Here is a 15,021-nt window from a genome sequence, read left to right as displayed (position 1 = left end):
GATTCCGTTGCCGCCGAGGACTTCCCGGGCTCGGGCCACGGTGTCACGCATTTTTGTGGTGACGACGGATTTGGCCAGGGCGGAGTGCTCGTCCTTGTTGACGCCCTGGTCTTGCAGCTGGGCCAGTCGCACCACCATCGACAGCGAGGCGGTGATGTTACCGAGCATGGTGGCCAGGTGATCCTGAATGAGTTGGAACTTCGCGATCGGCTGGCCGAACTGTTCGCGGGTGGTGGTGTAGTCGCGGGCAAGTTCGTAGGCGGCCATCATGCAGCCGACCGAGCCCCAGGCCACTCCGTCGCGAGTTTGGCGTAGCACGTCGCTGGTATCGCGGAAGGTGTTGGCGCGTTGCAGCCGGTTTGCCTCGGGTACGCGGCACTCGTCGAGGCTGATGTCGGCGTTTTCCACCGCGCGCAGGGCGATCTTTCCCTCGATCTTGGTGGGGTGAAAGCCGGGTGTGTCCTTCTCGATGATGAAGCCTTTGACGTGGTGGTCCTCGATATCGCGGGCCCAGACGACGGTCAGGTCAGCGAACGTCGCGTTGCCGATCCATTTTTTCTCGCCGGTGAGGACCCATTCGTTGCCCTCTCGGCGGGCGGTGGTATCTAGCCTGGATTATTCGTCGAGGTTGATGTTGATCTTGTCTGTGGTTTGTTCGGGTTGGGTCAGTATGGGGTTGCCCGCTGGCTGGCGGGGTCGGTGGTGTTCGGTTTGCCTTTCGCGGGCTGGGGGTGTGGGCAGTCTGTGGGTGCGGTGGTTTCAGTGCAGGGCGGTGCGAAGTTCGTGGAAGCCTTCGGCGATTTCGGTGGACCAGCGCCAGGTTCGGTCGATGCGCAGGTGGTGTTGTCTGCCGGTGTGCACGAGTTGGGCGGCGAGGTGCAGCACGCGGTAGCGGAAGGTGTTGATTTCGGCGCGCGAAAGTTCGGGGTGATCGCCGAAGCTCAGGAGTTTGATCCAGCACACGAGGTCGGTGGCGGTCAGCACGACAGTCAGCCATGCCGCGTTGTGAGCAAACGCGTGGCAGGGCAGGTTCCGCAGGCCCGTGTTTTTGGCTTCACGGATGCGGTCTTCGACGCGTGCGTGTTGTCGGTGGCGTAGTTCCAGACCTTCGATGCCGCCGATGATGACCCCGGGTGGTGTGTCGGTCAGCACGGCGGTGACCCGATGGCCTTCGGTGTCGATGAAACGCAGTTGCGCTCCTGGATGGGGTCGTTCCTTGCGCAGCAGCAGCCGCGAGCCGGTGGGCCAATGCGACAGATCGAGCATGCCGGTGGCCTCGGCGACCCAGGCCCCGTCCCGGTGGCGCCGGTCGGGTTCGGTCGCCGGTGTCCAGTCCTGGGCGGGGATTTCGTCGACGATGGCTTGGATGCGGGCATCGACGCGGAACCCGAACGAGAACCCGACACCGCGGGCGCGGCAGGCGGCAGCGAACGCGCGGGTCGCCCCGGCCGAGTCTGAGCGGGCCAGCACCCGCGGCCCGCGCGTATCGCCAGGCACGGGCCGGGCATAAGCCGGTAACGCGGCCAGGGCCTGCTCGAGCACGGTGATGTGATCGGCCGCGGTATTCGCCCCGGCATTCCCGGGCCGCAACAGCCCGGCCAGGGCTTCCCCGCCAGCCACCTCGGGACGATCGAGGAAACACAGCAGCGGGTGGAACCCGAACGTGTGTTTCCAGGTCGCGGCCGCGTGCTGCTTGTCCGAGTGCGCGATCGTGATCGTGGCATCGAAATCCAGCCGCAACTCCTCGCCCAGATCAGGACCCGCACCGGCGGCCCAAGCCCGTGCCCGCGCCTGACCGATCCGGGGCAGATGCTCGACGTCGATACGTTCCAGCAACCGCCACGTAGTCGGCATCGACGCGACCGGGCCATGCAACCCCGCCCGATCGCCTAACGTCGCGATCCCAGAAATCGCGTCCGCCCCATCGGCAACCGCCACCGCCAGATCGGTGAACACCCGACCCGGCGCATGCACCGGTATACCCCGATACGCATCAGCCAGCACATCGCTCACCCCGCCCGAAAGCCCCGTGTCCTCGGCCAACTCCCGCAACAGCCCCACCCCGGCATGCGACACGACACCCCGCCCGCCCGCGGTAACCTTGACCCGCCGAACCAACCCCTTACGCTTCATCTACGAGATGCCTTCCCGCGCCGCGAACTGGACCTTCAGCAAACCCAGTATCCGCTGCAGGACAGGCACTTCGTACTACCTACACCCCGTGTCGCCGCACCCCCACGTGAAATATGCAGGCTAGACCTGAAAAGATCACCCCAATCAAAGCGGTCGGCCATGGCTTTCACTATCGGCCAGCACGAGCAGGATCACGTCGACCCGAGCGAGCTGCTCCTTGCCAAGGGAGCAGCGGCAAAACGAACCGGCTCAGTGGTCCGTATGCGGACTCGCTTCTGAAACATCGTTTGTTCGGCATCGGCCGCTGATACGGTTACGGGTTCAGTGGGGTGGCTCCTGTGCCGGTGATGGCTTCGGCGAGGCGGTGGGAATCGCCGCTGGTGGCGACCAGGTGCGCGTGGTGCAGGAGCCTGTCTACGGTCGGGGCAGCATGCCGATGTCGTCGACCACGACGAGGTCGCTGCCACAGATACGGGAGATGGTGCGAGCGACGGTGCCGTCGGCTTTGGCCTTGTTGACCGTGCCGGTCAGCGCTCCAGGGTGAACCAAACGACCTGCAGGTCGGCCTCGATCGCCGCGTGCGCCAGGGGCATGGCTCTGGCACGTTCTTCCACTACTTCCCAACCAAAGCCGAGGTGCTCGTCGCGATCATCGAACGGGGCGCCACCGAAAACCACGAGTTCTTCACCGCGCAGGAGGGCCGCATCGAGGCCAGTCAGGTGGTGTTCGATTTCGCCCGGGCAAGTGGAAGCGCACTGCCATCCACGTGGGAACGGTTCCGGGCTGTCGAACTCTCTCGCAGGCATCAGCGGCGCGCACCCGACCCCAGCATCGAACAGTGGGGTGATTCGTCGTTCGGACAGTGCCGCTGGTAGGCAGGTTGCGCACGATCCGGGGTTCGCCTTCTGTCCTGTCCATCCGCTTGGGTCAGCACGCATCGTGGTATCGGGGAACCTCCACGGCTTCTCCGCCCTGCATCGCGGAGTGGTGCGCGCAGATCCCCGGCGCGCACCACTGTGCTGCGGTGATCGCATCCACGGCGGGACGACGCCCCTCGATGACGCTGGAGACGAACTCGTGCGCGAGATGCGGATGCGAACCGGAGTGATAGGCCGGCGTGCGTATTGTCCGGCCGGTGCCCGGGGCGTAGTCGGTCGCCTGGGTGAATCGGCGGATCTGCGCGGGTAAGGTGTCGTGGCGATCCGGGAGGGCGACCCGGTGCTCGGCAGTAAGCCCGCCCCTGCGGTGCTCGGGTGCCGGGCCGAGCTCGAATAAGGTGGGTTGCTCGTGTTCGAGCTGTTGCCACTCGAAGCCGCTGCGTGTGCCGTAGATCGAGAATCCTTCGTGAAAGCTGCGCGCCACCCGGTGGAACGATGCGGTGACTTCGGCGGCCAATTCACCGTCGCCGAGGCGGAACAACGCTGCCTCCAACGGGAACGGGTTGTCGTAGTCGTGCATCAGTTCCGGCGGCAGTCGTCCGGAACCGAGACACCGAACGCTGCTGACGGTCTGGCCACACAGTGCCAGCAGCGGGGACAGCGCGTGGGTTGCATACAGCATGGGTGGGTAGCCCCACCAGTAGCTGGGAAATCCGTCCAAGTCCTGGATGTGCGTACCACGCAGGAAGGTGATTTCGCCGAGTTGCCCGCGCGCGATGAGGTCTTCGACGAAGAAGAACTCGCGCCCGTACACGGCGGTCTCCATCATCATGTAGTTCTTCCCGGATCGCTGCTGGGCGGCGAGGATGGAATCGAGGTCCTCGATGCTCCTGCCCATCGGCACGGCGGATGCCACGTGCTTTCCGGCGGCGAGTATTTGGAGCACCTGTTGCCGGTGCCAGGCCACCGGAGTCAGCAGGTGCACCGCATCGTAGTCTTCGCGGCAGAGCACCTCGTCCAGGTCGGTGTGCCGATCCTGGATCCCGAACGCCTCACCGACATCCCGGAGCCGGTCGGCGTCCCGGTCACAGATCCCGACCTTCCCGACCTGCGGGTGCGACTGGTAGATCGGCAGGAAGTCGACTCCGAACCCGAGGCCCACCACGGCGATGTTGAGCGTCGTCACTGTCAGCCCTCCGTGCTCTGCTCGCTGCCGTCTTCCGGGGACGGTACGGGTGTGGCCGAGCCGTGCTGCACGGTCATCAGGGTCTGCTCCGCACCGTGCAGGAACGTCACTCCACCGGTGGCGAACCGGCCGACATCCTCGGCGGCGGCCCGGCCCTCGGGTGAGTCGAGGATCGCCAGCATGGCTTCCTTGCTGGGGGCGTAGAGATCGACGATGAGCCGGTACTCGGGTGTGGTTCCGTCCGGAGAGTCGGTCGTCCAGTTGAGTGTCCACCCGGTCAGGCTCGGCATGCGCCGGGCCAGCGGGAGATGCACGTCTTGGTAGTAGCGGTCGAATTCCGCGGGGTCCTCGGGCTGTCCGTACAGGATGGTCAGGCGATGGGGCACGGTGAACTCCTTGTTTCAGGAAAGATTAGGGCTCGGTCGCAGCTGAGTGAAGCGCTCGATGTGCGTGGTCATGGCCACCTCGGTCGGCAGTCGTTCCATGCTCGACGCGCCGAGGAATCCGGCAAGTCCTGGCACGCGTTCGAACAGATATGCCACATCGTCCGGGCCGGCGATGGGGCCGCCGTGGCAGAGCACCAAGGACTCGGGGTTGATCTGCCTGATCGCGGCCTGCATCTCGCGTACTCGTTCGACGGACTCGTCCAGCGAGATCGCCGTCTGCGCACCGATGCTTCCCGATGTGGTCAAACCCATGTGTGGCACCAGAATGTCCGCGCCTGCCTTGGTCATCTCCTCCGCTTCGGCGCGGGTGGCCACATACGTCGCGGTGACCAGATCTTGCCGGTGTGCCTCGTGGATCATCGCCACTTCACGGTCGAAGCCCATTCCGGTCTCCTCCAGGTTTGCCCGCACCATGCCTTCGAACAGGCATACCGTCGGGTAGTTCTGCACACCCGCGAAACCCATGTTCTTCAACTCGCGTAGGAAGACTGGCATCAACCGGAACGGGTCCGATCCACACACGCCGGCGAGCACCGGTGTCGTTTCCACCACCGGCAGTACTTCCCTGCCCATGTCCACCACGATGGCGTTTGCGTCGCCGTATGGCATCAATCCCGCGGTCGAGCCTCGACCGGCCATTCGGTACCGGCCCGAGTTGTAGATGACGAGGAAATCGGCGCCTGCGGACTCCGCGCATCTCGCAGAGAGGCCGATTCCCGCGCCGGCGCCGATGATCGGCGCGCCGGTGGCGACCTTGGCTGCGTAGGTGGCGAGAATATCGGAACGGGTCATGTTGAACCTTTCTGTGCTGTCTCACGAGATTCGCGTAACAGCCGGTGTAGCTCCTCGGCCATGCACACGGCCAGATCGCGGTCGTTCACGTCGGTCTCGGCCCGGTGCACGGTCACCTCGGGCCGCAACCCCGCGAGGAGCGCATCGACCAGTGCGGTGTCCGCTTCCGTGTCGTGGAAGGGTTTCCCGGCAACGGAAATCGAGGAAAGCCCTTCGGTGGGCACAAACACCGAGACCGGCCCCCGAGCCGCGTTGAGCTTCGTCGCCAGCACGCCGCCAAGCTGCGCGCATTCGGCGGGGTCGGTGCGCACCAGCGTGATCTGCTCGTTGTGCACGTGTATGACCCGGTTCCGATACCGCTGCGGCAATGAATCCATCGGACCGAAGTTGATCATGTCGAGGGCGCCGAGGGAGACCACCTGGGGGATACCGCGTCGTCCCGCGGCAGTCAGCCGGTCAGGCCCCGCGCTACAGATCCCGCCGAACAGGTCGTCGACAAGTTCGGTCGGGGTCATCTCGGCGACTCCGGCGACCCGTCCCTGCTCGACCAATGACTCCAGAGTGCGTCCGCCGACCCCGGTGGCGTGGAAGACCAGCGACTCGTAGCCGAACTCTCCCAACCGCTCGCACAGTCTGCTGCCCCCGGGCGTGGTCAGGCCCACCATCGAGGCGGCGACGACGGGATGGTGCCCATCCATTCGCGGGCGTTCGGTCGCCGCCATGCCCGCCGTCGCCGCGGCGGCGTTGGCCAGGATGGGGGCGGAAACGGAATTCACCCCGGAGATATCGACGACGGAGTACATCATGGTGATATCGCTGGTGCCCACGTAACCACGAGTGTTCCCGGACGCCATCGTGGAGACGATCACCTTGGGCACGCCGAGCGGAAGCTCGCGCATAGCACGGGATGCGGTGTCGGTGCCGCCGGATCCGCCGAGCGCGAGCACCCCGTCGACCGAGCCCTCGGCGACCATGGCCGCGAGCAGCGTGCCCGCACCCTCGCCCATCGCGCCGACCGCGCTTGCCCTGTCACCGCCAGCGAGGAGCTCCTCGATACTTGTTCCGGCCGCCGCCGCGACCGTCGCCCGGTCGATATCCGGGGTGACGGTCGGTGGTTCCAGCACGCCGCTATCGATCAACACCACCTGAACACCGGCTTGCCGCAGCCGTTCCCGCAGAAACATGTACTCTTCGCCCTTGGTGTCCAATGAACCAAGCAAGGCGACCGTGGTCATCGACTCCCCTTTCCTTGCCACACCATCACTTCACCGCACCGGTCAACATTCCCTCCGCGAGTCGTCGCTGGCTGAACAGGAACACGAGAAGGATCGGGACCGTGGTGACCACCGCGAGGGCCATCAGCCGTCCCCAGTCCGTGCCGTACAGGCTCACCTGCTGGGCGAGCAGCGCGCTGACCGGATAAGCATCGGGTGCGGTGAGAAACGTGGCGCCATAGATGAACTCCCCCCAGGACAACATGAACACCATCACGCTTACCGTGACGATTCCGTTGCGCGCCAGTGGAACGACGACACGGAAAAACATTCGCGGCAGCGAAGCCCCGTCACAGATCGCCGCCTCCTCCAGCTCCCGGGGAATGGATACGAAGAAGGGACGCAGCAATAGCAAGGCGAATGGCAGCAGCAGGGCGCTGTTCGCCAGCACGACACCGACAATCGTGTTGATCACGCCCAGCCGCGCGAGCACGTTGTACAGCGGAATCACCGACATCGGTTGCGGAACCATCTGCAGCACGATGATCGCGGCGAGTAGCACCGTCGTGGTGGCTGTCCACGCCCTGGTGCGCTTGCGGCTCAATCCGTAGGCACCGGGCACCGCCAGACACACCGTCAGCAGCATGGTACCGAGTGCGATCTGAGCCGAGTTGGCCAGCGCTGGTCCGGCGTCGGCGCCCACCTTGACGTACTGTTCCCCCGTCGGTGCGAACAGCAGGCCAGCCGGATCCTTGGTGATGTCCTTCTCGGATTTCACCGAGATCGCCAGCAACACCAGAAGGGGCACACCGTAAACGGCGAACAGTAAGCTGCGACCGAGCACTGTGAAGGTCCGTTGTGGACGTTGGTAGGTCATCCTTCCAGCTCCCTACGCGCCGCACGGACGTAGGCGAAGCCGAGCATGAAGACAATGACCAGCGAGAGCGTGGCCACCACGCTTCCGCTGCTGAAATCGAACCGGGTGAACGCCTCCCGGTACGCGTAGAACGGCAACGTGGCGCTCGCCGTTCCCGGTCCGCCCTGGGTCAGCACATAGACGAAGTCGAAGCTACGGAACCCGTACATGACCGTGAAAATCGCCAGTATGAGCATCGTGGGGCGCAGCAGCGGGAGCACCACGCGCCAGCGCGTCTGCCAGTACCCACAGCCGTCCACCGCCGCGGCGTCGTACACCTCCTGCGGAATGCCCAGCATCGCCGACTTCATCATGATCACGCTGAACGGCAGGCTCGCCCATGCGGTGACCGCCGAAACCGACCAGACTGCAAGGGAAGTGTCGCTCAACCAGCCGACCGGGGAGAGGCCGACCAATCCGATCACCCGGTTGACCAGTCCGTCCTCGGCGAATAGGAACTTCCACACGTTGCCGATGACCACCGGCGGCATCGCCCACACGAAGATCATCAGGCCCTGCAGGATCGCACCGCTGCGCGCGGGGACCGCGAGCAGGCAGGCCACGACGAAGCCGAGGATCAGATTCACCACCAACAGCAGCACGATGAAGTATCCGGTCGCCAGCAAGGAGGACCAGAATTTCGCCGACTCCAGAACGGGGCGATAATTGTCAAGCCCGGCCCATGACCAGCCACCGAGGATGCTCGACGGGGTGATCGTGCTGAAGCTCATCTGCAGCAGGACACCGAGCGGGTAGATGACCAGCGCGGCGAGGAAGAGCACGGCCGGGGCCACGAACCAGACCATCCGGTAACCGCCGACGCGCCCGGCCACGCCCCTTCGACTTGGGGGACCGCCGCGGGACGTATCGCGCGGCGAGCGCATGTCCTTAACAGCCACCGCCACCGTCCTTCAACGCCCTGGTCACGTCGGAGCGAATCTGCTCGGCGATTTCCGCTCCGGACACGTCCCCGGAGAACAGTGTGCTGAACGCGGCACCGACATCGGTCTGCGCCTCCAGTGTGTTGGGGTTGTCCGGCCACGGTTGCAGCACACTGGGTTCCAGCGCGGCGACGAACGGGCGAGCCACCGGGTCGCCACTCACCCTGGGCCCGCGCCGGATGTCGAGCCGGGGTGGCAAGGCACCGGTTTGCCGGAAGGTCACCAGCTGCGCCCGCTTGGACAGGTACGAGGTGGTGAGGTAGCTCCAGGCGAGGTCCTTGTTCTTCGCGTAGGCGCCGATTCCGACCGATTCACCCGCGAAGGCCATCTTATTGCCCGCTTTCCCGGAAGGAATCATCGCGGAGCCGTAGCGGAAAGTGGGCGGCTCCGAACGAAGCTTGCCCAATTCCCAGCTCCCGCCGATGGTGAAGGCGTAGTTCCCGCTGAGGAACCGGTCGAAAGCAGTCTCGATGGGCAGGCTGGAGGTGTCGATCGGTAGGTATCCCTTGCGCAGCCACCCAGCGAGCATGGCCAGAACGTCGGTAGTGCGCGGAGAGTTCAGCGTGCAGTAATTGACGTGCTGTGTGTACAGCCACATCATCGAGGACCACGCCGCTTGCACACTGGGGTCCCCGGCGACGGTCAGTGGCCGCTGCTTCCCGTTCTGCGCCACCGTGCGCAGCGCGGCTTCGAACTCGGGAAGGGTACGAGGAACCGGAATGTGCTCGGCTTCCAGAATGTCTTTGTTGTACCACAGGCCAAGATCGTTGAAGCGCCAGTGGATCGCATCCAGTCTGCCCTTGTCGTCACGCCAGAGACCGATGTCGGAGAACTTCGAGTGTTCGGGCCACCGCTGCCACCGCTCGGTCAGGTCCGCGTAGACATGAGCCTTGGACAGCAACGGGAAATCGACGACCGGGTTTCCGATCACGATGTCCGGGCCGTCACCGGTGGCGGCGGCCGCGAGCAGTTTCGGGGTGAATTCACCGAGTGGGATGGCGACCCGCCGGATCCGCACATCCGGATGGCTCCGGGTGAACAACTCGTCGAGTTTCGCGAAGTTCACCTCTTCTTCGTCACCGGCGAGGTAAGTCCACACGGTCAACGTATGCGCCGAGTCCGCGCGCTCGAATGCCGCCGGGGTAACCGCACATCCGGTCAGAAGCACCGTTGCGGCGAGGGAAAGCAATGACAGCAAGGGCTTGCTACGTCGCACGCCGATCCCCAATCATCGATCGGGACAGCCAGGCACACACCGCGATGGGCGGCCATACAGCCGCTAATTACGCCGATAATCAACATATATGTGATGACGATCGCTGTCAATGGCCGGTTTCAACGCTTTTGCGCGTCGTATAGTCGGCAGATGTGACTACCCGACAGACGCAGAACAGCTCCGCGCGACTGGCCCGCACCGGGGAGGTGCTCGACCTCATTCGCCGCGGCGTGGCCGCGACGACTACGGACCTGGCCGCGCGTATGGGCGTGGCGCGCTCCACGGTCGCCGAGCGGCTCGAAACGCTGTCCCGCCACGGGCTCCTGCTTCCGGCCGGCGAGGCGTCGCCGGGGCGCGGACGGCCGGCGACGGTGCACGCCTTCAACCAGCGGGCCGGAGTCACTCTCGCCGCCCAGGTCGGTATGAGTGGTACGCGAATCGCGGTGACCGACCTCGCCGGGGAAATCCTGTCCAGTCACCACGTTCGGCTGGACATCGAGGAGGGCCCCGAGGCCGTACTCGGTGTGCTGCAGCACGAATTCTCCGCCGCGCTCGACGAGATCGCCCCGCCGACAAGAGTGCACGGCATCGGCATCGGGCTACCCGGAGAGCTGCAGATCTACGCACCACACGGCGACGAGAGAAACGCCTGGGCGACCGAATCCATAGCGGACCGGTTGACCGCCGCGTTCGACTGTCCGGTCTTCGTGGACCGCGACGTCAATTTCATGGCGCTCGGCGAGCACCGGCTCTGTTGGCCGGATGCGCGTATGTTCCTGTCCCTCAAGCTCGGCACTGTCATCGCATGCGGGCTCGTTGTCGACGGAAACGTGGCGCGCGGTGCCACCGGTCTGTTCGGGGAGATCGGGCACGTCAAGGTGGCCGAAGGGAACGCGCCCTGTCGGTGTGGAAGCCTCAGTTGCCTGAACACGGTTGCCGGAGGTGCCGCCTTGGCCGGTCAGCTCGCGGCGAAAGGCTTCGACACCCAGTCCGCACGCGATCTAGCGGCATTGGCCGACACCGGCGTCGTGGAGGCGAGCCAGGCAATCCGCGAAGCCGGACTGCACATCGGCACCGTCGTGGCGGCGGCGATCAACCTGCTCAACCCGGACGTGATCACCGTGTGGGGATACCTGGTCGACGCGGGAGATCAGCTACTGGTCGGCATGCACGAGGCCATTTATCGGGCAGCTCTCCCCTCCGCGGCACGCGCGCTGACTCTCGAACGCAGCCAGCTCGGCGACGATGCCGGCCTGCGCGGCGCCGCACTCACGGTCACCGAACACACCCTGCACCCAGAGGCGATCGACCGCTTCATCGCAGCACACCACGAGACCTGAACCGCGTCGCCGGCTAGTGTCCTGCACCGGAAATTATCGTCATATATTTGGATAGGGAGTTGAGGATCTGGTCGGCTGTCTTGGTCCAGACGAAGGGTTTCGGGTCGTGGTTCCAGGCGGTGATCCATTCGCGGACGTCTTTTTCCAGTGCGGTAACGTTTTTGTGGACGCCGCGGCGGATGAGCTGGTTGGTGAGGTAGCCGAACCAGCGTTCGACCTGGTTGATCCAGGAGGAGCCGGTCGGGGTGAAGTGCACGTGGAAGCGTGGGTGTTTAGAGCGTGTCTTACGTGGTGTGTGACCGTTGATGCGTCATGATCTTGGTTGTGGTTGATCGTTTGTCGTTGCGGTTGGTGCCGGATGAGTTGTGGGCACTGGTGGAGCCGTTGATCCCGGTGTTCGAGCCGCGCCCGCAGGGCGGTGGCACTGCCCCGGTGGATGCTCGTTCGGTGTTCACCGCGATCGTGTACGTGCTGACCAGCGGATGCGCATGGCGGGATCTTCCACCGTCGTTCGGGGTGCCGTTCCAGACCGCGCATCGCCGTTTCGGCCAGTGGACCAAGGTTGGGCTGTGGCGACAGTTGCATCGCGTGCTGCTGGACGAACTCGGCAGCCAGGGCCTCATTGATTGGAGCCGCGCGATCGTGGATGGTGCCTGCGTACGGGCGAAAAAGGGGGAGCCATGACCGGCCCCAGCCCGGTCGATCGCGGCAAGCCCGGCTCGAAGATCCACGCCCTGTCCGACCGCGCCGGACTGCCGCTCGTGGTCGCCGTCTCCGCAGCTAACACCCACGACAGCCACGCCCTCAAGCCGCTGGTGACGGCTATCCCGGCGATCCGCTCCCGTCGTGGCCCACGGCGCCGCAAGCCGGCCAAGCTGCACGCCGACAAGGCCTACGACCAGCCCGACCTGCGAGACTGGGTCCGCGACCGCGGCATCACAGTCCGCATCGCCGGCAAAGGCATCGAATCCAAAGACAAACTCGGCCAGCACCGCTGGGTCATCGAACGAACCATGGCCTGGTTCACCGGATACCGGCGCCTCACGTTGCGCTACAAACGCAAAGCCGACCACTTCCTCTCCTTCCTCATCCTCGGAGCCAGCCTCACCTGCCACAAGAAACTCCGCAAACTCACCACATGAGACATGCTCTTAGTACACCCCATATCTCGCCCGCGAAATCTACCAAGCCGTCATGACCGACCACCGCGCCCGCCGCAACGCTGCCACCAACACCACGACAGCGAATCCTTGACTATAGGGGCGTCAACGCGATGATGGAGTCGTTCTGGTCGCGCATGCAGGTCGAACTACTCGACCGTCACCGCTGGCGCACGCGAGTCGAGCTGGCCAACGCGATCTTCGAATACCTCGAGATCTGGCACAACCGCCAACGACGCCACAGCCGACTGGGATGGCTCACTCCGATAGAGTTCGAGAACGCAACCGTCGTGGCGTGAAATCCATCAACCGGACTCCACGAAACCCGGGGCAGACCAAAGACTCTTCAGCGCCGGGCAAGAAGGCATGGAAGCTGCTCAATGACAAGCGGTTCGAGAAGCCGTAGACTTCGATCCAGCCAAAGCAGGTACCTGACATTTGCGAGGAACTAAGTGAATCATCCCAAGGAAGGCGAGAAGCGCGTTTATGCGGCTCTTTTAGTGTTTGAGTCGTCTTGCTCGAACCCTGATTACTTGCCCCTCTATGAAGAAACAGTCAGCTTAGTACTCGCGCCATCCGACCAAGAGGCACGCGCGAAAGCGTACGACCACGGACGTCAACGTGAGACGAGCTATCACAACGCCGACGGTCAACTGATCTCGTGGAGTCTTAAACACGTCGTCGACGTGAAAGAAGTCGAGGACCACGTTAGTGATGGAGCCGAGATCTATACACGCCATTTTCGGGATTATTCCGCATATCGCGCGTTTGAAGTTCAATTATCTAATAACGAACTTTAAGGAAGCACCCGCTCGAGGATGCTGCACCGCTGTTCTTGATCAGCCCCGGTAACCAGCTCACCGGTCGCACGCAGCTCCAACACGATTTCCGCATCCGGATCAGCCGAGCGTGTCCCGACATACACCGGCCCGCTCTGTCCGCTTCCTCACTCAAGACACGTCCCCTTCAACCATACATCCACAGCGGATCGTAAGCATGGGACGTCGGGCCGTGATGAAGATGACGCAAAACCACCCAACAACCACCGGACGGAGGCCACCCCATAAGGGGAAAGACCGACAGAATGTAGATTTGAAACGGTTGCGTCTCTATTACAACTATCGGAACCCCAGCGGGCCAAGAACCGACTCCACCTCGACCTGAAGGTGTCCGGCGGTCGGCACATCGACGCCGACGAGCGAACGAGGCGGATAGACGCGAAGGTTGCCGAACTGGTCAGCGCAGGCGCGACTGTCGACCGACGGGATGTCGTCCATGGCCACGCGGACCACGTAGTGATGCTCGACCCTGAGGGCAACGAGTTCTGTGTAGTCTGAGCGACGACAGCCTCCCAATCGTGGATCAACACGATATCCTCGCCATGCTGCCCGACGCGCGAATGTACTTCGACGAGGTCTACTGGAACACCACCGCAGAAGACCAGATCAAGGTCGCGGGGCGCTGGACCCTGATCGGCACCAACATCGGCCCCAGTCGCTACGGGCCACCGACCGGCCGACGCGTCCGCATCCTCGGCATCTCCCACCAGCACCTCACCGGCAGCCGCGTCGTCGAGGAATGGTCCGTATACTCCGAATTCAACCTTCTCAAGGAACTCCACCTCCCTCGCGCTGAGGACGGCGCGTGAGCAACTGCCCTGATGGCGCGCTGGCAGTAGTTCTGTCCGAAGATTCGAAGGGTGAGCTGCTCGACGATTGGTCGCGGGCATTTCGTCCTCGGGTCTCAGTATGCTGTGTCAGGCCAGTCGTCGAGCCCGCGAACAGTCACGACTTGGGCGCTGCCCGCGGTCAGTCGGTAGGACAGTCCGACCACCGCGACGCGCCCGGCTTCGACCGCCTCGGCCAGCGGGCGCGACCGGTCCAACAGAAGTTCGACAGTGTGCCGGACGTGGTCGGCGATGAATTCCGCGTTCTGGGTGCGTCCGGCGGCATGGGACGCGAGCACGCTCGGAGTCACCCGCTCGATCACATCCCGCACATACCCCTGCCCGGTCGTCCCATTATCGACCGCATCCCGCGTCGCCGCGATCGCACCGCACGAATCATGACCCAGAACCACCACAAGCGGGCACTCGAGCAGGTTCACCCCATATTCGACACTCCCCAGCACTTCCGGGCCCATCACGTGGCTGCACGTCGTCCTCCAATCCTCCGTGACACCTTCGCCGAGGAACCGCACACCGTGTTTCTCTGGTTCGAATACTGGGTCGCAGCTGGACGACGCGGCTCCAGCGCAGCAAGCGAGGAGAGTCGGCACCGGGCGCAGACTCTGTCGGTCAGGCCGCTCGACCCCTGCCAGTCGAAGACCGGACCGAACCAGTCACACCGTGCTGTCCTCGCTGCTGGAGACCGTCGTTCAGCAACGCCAGCGCCACCGACCCGCCCACGCCCTCGACACAGAGATCGATCCTTTCCTCGCAGCCAACCCCCGAAATGAGACGCCCACGATGCAGCGAGATCCACACTGCCGCAAGTCGTCCAGCCCAGGAGCAAAAGTGGAGCAGTTGAGGGCCTGTAACAGGTTCGGTGTTTTCGGCGTTGGTGGTTAGTACTTCTCGGCGGCCGGCCAGCGGTCACCGAACGTGTTCGCGAACGCGTTCAATGCGGGTTTCCNCCGCATGGTCCNCCGAGCCTGTCCCTTGCCCGTCGGATCGAGCGACCTCGTGACCAGATACAGACACTTTAACGCAGCCTGCTCCGTGGGGAAGTGACCTCGTGCCCGCACGGCCTTACGGTACCGCGCGTTCAGCGACTCAATCGCATTTGTGGAGCACAACAC

The 15,021-nt window shown here is 64.2% G+C and carries 16 protein-coding genes and 3 pseudogenes; 6 read left to right on the top strand and 13 right to left on the bottom strand.

The genetic code is table 11. The annotated features are described in order from the left end of the window. The 10 genes and pseudogenes from A37U_RS46635 to A37U_RS0132950 all read right to left on the bottom strand — a co-directional run. Positions 1 to 603 (bottom strand): annotated as a pseudogene (locus A37U_RS46635) (acyl-CoA dehydrogenase family protein); the annotation flags it as partial. Between the two features lie 156 nt (positions 604 to 759). Continuing rightward, positions 760 to 2,133, bottom strand: a complete 1,374-nt coding sequence (locus A37U_RS0132995; RefSeq protein WP_026197858.1) for an IS1380 family transposase — start codon at positions 2,131 to 2,133, stop codon at positions 760 to 762. Positions 2,134 to 2,660: 527 nt separating this feature from the next. After that, complete coding sequence (locus A37U_RS54140) at positions 2,661 to 2,939, bottom strand: hypothetical protein (RefSeq protein ID WP_240437761.1); 279 nt, start codon at positions 2,937 to 2,939, stop codon at positions 2,661 to 2,663. A gap of 121 nt (positions 2,940 to 3,060) precedes the next feature. Then, positions 3,061 to 4,197 carry a Gfo/Idh/MocA family protein gene (locus A37U_RS0132980; RefSeq protein WP_020500938.1) on the bottom strand — a complete coding sequence of 379 codons (1,137 nt, stop codon included), beginning with the start codon at positions 4,195 to 4,197 and terminating at the stop codon, positions 3,061 to 3,063. A gap of 2 nt (positions 4,198 to 4,199) precedes the next feature. Then, entirely contained in the window at positions 4,200 to 4,583 is a 384-nt protein-coding gene (locus A37U_RS0132975; protein ID WP_020500937.1) for an EthD family reductase, read from the bottom strand. Positions 4,584 to 4,598: 15 nt separating this feature from the next. Further along, entirely contained in the window at positions 4,599 to 5,435 is an 837-nt protein-coding gene (locus A37U_RS0132970; RefSeq protein ID WP_020500936.1) for a phosphoenolpyruvate hydrolase family protein, read from the bottom strand. Further along, positions 5,432 to 6,670: a Tm-1-like ATP-binding domain-containing protein gene (locus tag A37U_RS0132965; RefSeq protein ID WP_020500935.1), complete on the bottom strand. Its 1,239-nt coding sequence runs from the start codon at positions 6,668 to 6,670 to the stop codon at positions 5,432 to 5,434. Before A37U_RS0132965 ends, A37U_RS0132970 begins: the two co-directional genes overlap by 4 nt. Positions 6,671 to 6,695: 25 nt before the next feature. Continuing rightward, entirely contained in the window at positions 6,696 to 7,526 is an 831-nt protein-coding gene (locus A37U_RS0132960; RefSeq protein ID WP_026197856.1) for a carbohydrate ABC transporter permease, read from the bottom strand. After that, positions 7,523 to 8,398 carry a carbohydrate ABC transporter permease gene (locus A37U_RS0132955; RefSeq protein ID WP_020500933.1) on the bottom strand — a complete coding sequence of 292 codons (876 nt, stop codon included), beginning with the start codon at positions 8,396 to 8,398 and terminating at the stop codon, positions 7,523 to 7,525. Before A37U_RS0132955 ends, A37U_RS0132960 begins: the two co-directional genes overlap by 4 nt. Before the next feature lie 55 nt (positions 8,399 to 8,453). Then, positions 8,454 to 9,722, bottom strand: a complete 1,269-nt coding sequence (locus A37U_RS0132950; protein ID WP_157183176.1) for an ABC transporter substrate-binding protein — start codon at positions 9,720 to 9,722, stop codon at positions 8,454 to 8,456. Between the two features lie 152 nt (positions 9,723 to 9,874). Between A37U_RS0132950 and A37U_RS0132945 the strand changes: the two genes are divergently transcribed. Next, positions 9,875 to 11,062 (top strand): ROK family transcriptional regulator, encoded by a 1,188-nt coding sequence (locus A37U_RS0132945; RefSeq protein ID WP_020500931.1) that lies wholly within the window; start codon positions 9,875 to 9,877, stop codon positions 11,060 to 11,062. Between the two features lie 13 nt (positions 11,063 to 11,075). Here A37U_RS0132945 and A37U_RS0132940 read toward each other — a convergent pair whose 3' ends face one another. Next, positions 11,076 to 11,318: a hypothetical protein gene (locus tag A37U_RS0132940; RefSeq protein WP_020500930.1), complete on the bottom strand. Its 243-nt coding sequence runs from the start codon at positions 11,316 to 11,318 to the stop codon at positions 11,076 to 11,078. A 68-nt stretch (positions 11,319 to 11,386) separates the two neighbouring features. On the opposite strand from A37U_RS0132940, the gene A37U_RS50495 reads away from it, so the two are divergent. From A37U_RS50495 to A37U_RS0132905, 5 genes and pseudogenes are all read left to right on the top strand, one after another. Next, positions 11,387 to 12,204 (top strand): IS5 family transposase gene (locus tag A37U_RS50495; protein ID WP_086010856.1). Its coding sequence is split into 2 segments (ribosomal slippage): positions 11,387 to 11,729 and positions 11,729 to 12,204, totalling 819 coding nucleotides; the frame shifts between segments, so codons are not numbered across the junction. 125 nt (positions 12,205 to 12,329) lie between these two features. Next, positions 12,330 to 12,521, top strand: a pseudogene (locus A37U_RS0132925) (IS3 family transposase); the annotation flags it as partial. Between the two features lie 153 nt (positions 12,522 to 12,674). Continuing rightward, positions 12,675 to 13,022: a DUF4288 domain-containing protein gene (locus tag A37U_RS50490; protein ID WP_083934135.1), complete on the top strand. Its 348-nt coding sequence runs from the start codon at positions 12,675 to 12,677 to the stop codon at positions 13,020 to 13,022. Positions 13,023 to 13,379: 357 nt separating this feature from the next. Then, positions 13,380 to 13,559: pseudogene (locus tag A37U_RS55180) on the top strand (VOC family protein); the annotation flags it as partial. Positions 13,560 to 13,579: 20 nt separating this feature from the next. Next, positions 13,580 to 13,870 (top strand): ester cyclase, encoded by a 291-nt coding sequence (locus tag A37U_RS0132905; protein WP_020500923.1) that lies wholly within the window; start codon positions 13,580 to 13,582, stop codon positions 13,868 to 13,870. A gap of 95 nt (positions 13,871 to 13,965) precedes the next feature. On the opposite strand, the gene A37U_RS46630 is transcribed toward A37U_RS0132905, so the two are convergent. Beyond that, positions 13,966 to 14,421 (bottom strand): carbonic anhydrase, encoded by a 456-nt coding sequence (locus A37U_RS46630; RefSeq protein ID WP_240437760.1) that lies wholly within the window; start codon positions 14,419 to 14,421, stop codon positions 13,966 to 13,968. Positions 14,422 to 14,787: 366 nt separating this feature from the next. Beyond that, positions 14,788 to 15,021: transposase (locus tag A37U_RS46625; protein ID WP_020500921.1), on the bottom strand; the 234-nt coding region annotated here is incomplete at its 5' end.

Origin of the sequence: Sciscionella marina DSM 45152, from assembly GCF_000379465.1 — a bacterium.
In the GTDB taxonomy this organism is placed as follows: Bacteria; Actinomycetota; Actinomycetes; order Mycobacteriales; family Pseudonocardiaceae; genus Sciscionella; species Sciscionella marina.
The sequence above is the reverse complement of the archived record's forward strand: the minus strand, read 5'-3'. Positions and strand labels throughout refer to the sequence as shown.

What these genes read in the sequence shown, in the direction of transcription:
- A37U_RS0132995 (WP_026197858.1), bottom strand. Translation starts at nt 2,133, where the DNA reads ATGAAGCGTAAGGGGTTGGTTCGGCGGGTCAAGGTTACCGCGGGCGGG.
- A37U_RS54140 (WP_240437761.1), bottom strand. Translation starts at nt 2,939, where the DNA reads ATGCCTGCGAGAGAGTTCGACAGCCCGGAACCGTTCCCACGTGGATGG.
- A37U_RS0132970 (WP_020500936.1), bottom strand. Translation starts at nt 5,435, where the DNA reads ATGACCCGTTCCGATATTCTCGCCACCTACGCAGCCAAGGTCGCCACC.
- A37U_RS0132965 (WP_020500935.1), bottom strand. Translation starts at nt 6,670, where the DNA reads ATGACCACGGTCGCCTTGCTTGGTTCATTGGACACCAAGGGCGAAGAG.
- A37U_RS0132960 (WP_026197856.1), bottom strand. Translation starts at nt 7,526, where the DNA reads ATGACCTACCAACGTCCACAACGGACCTTCACAGTGCTCGGTCGCAGC.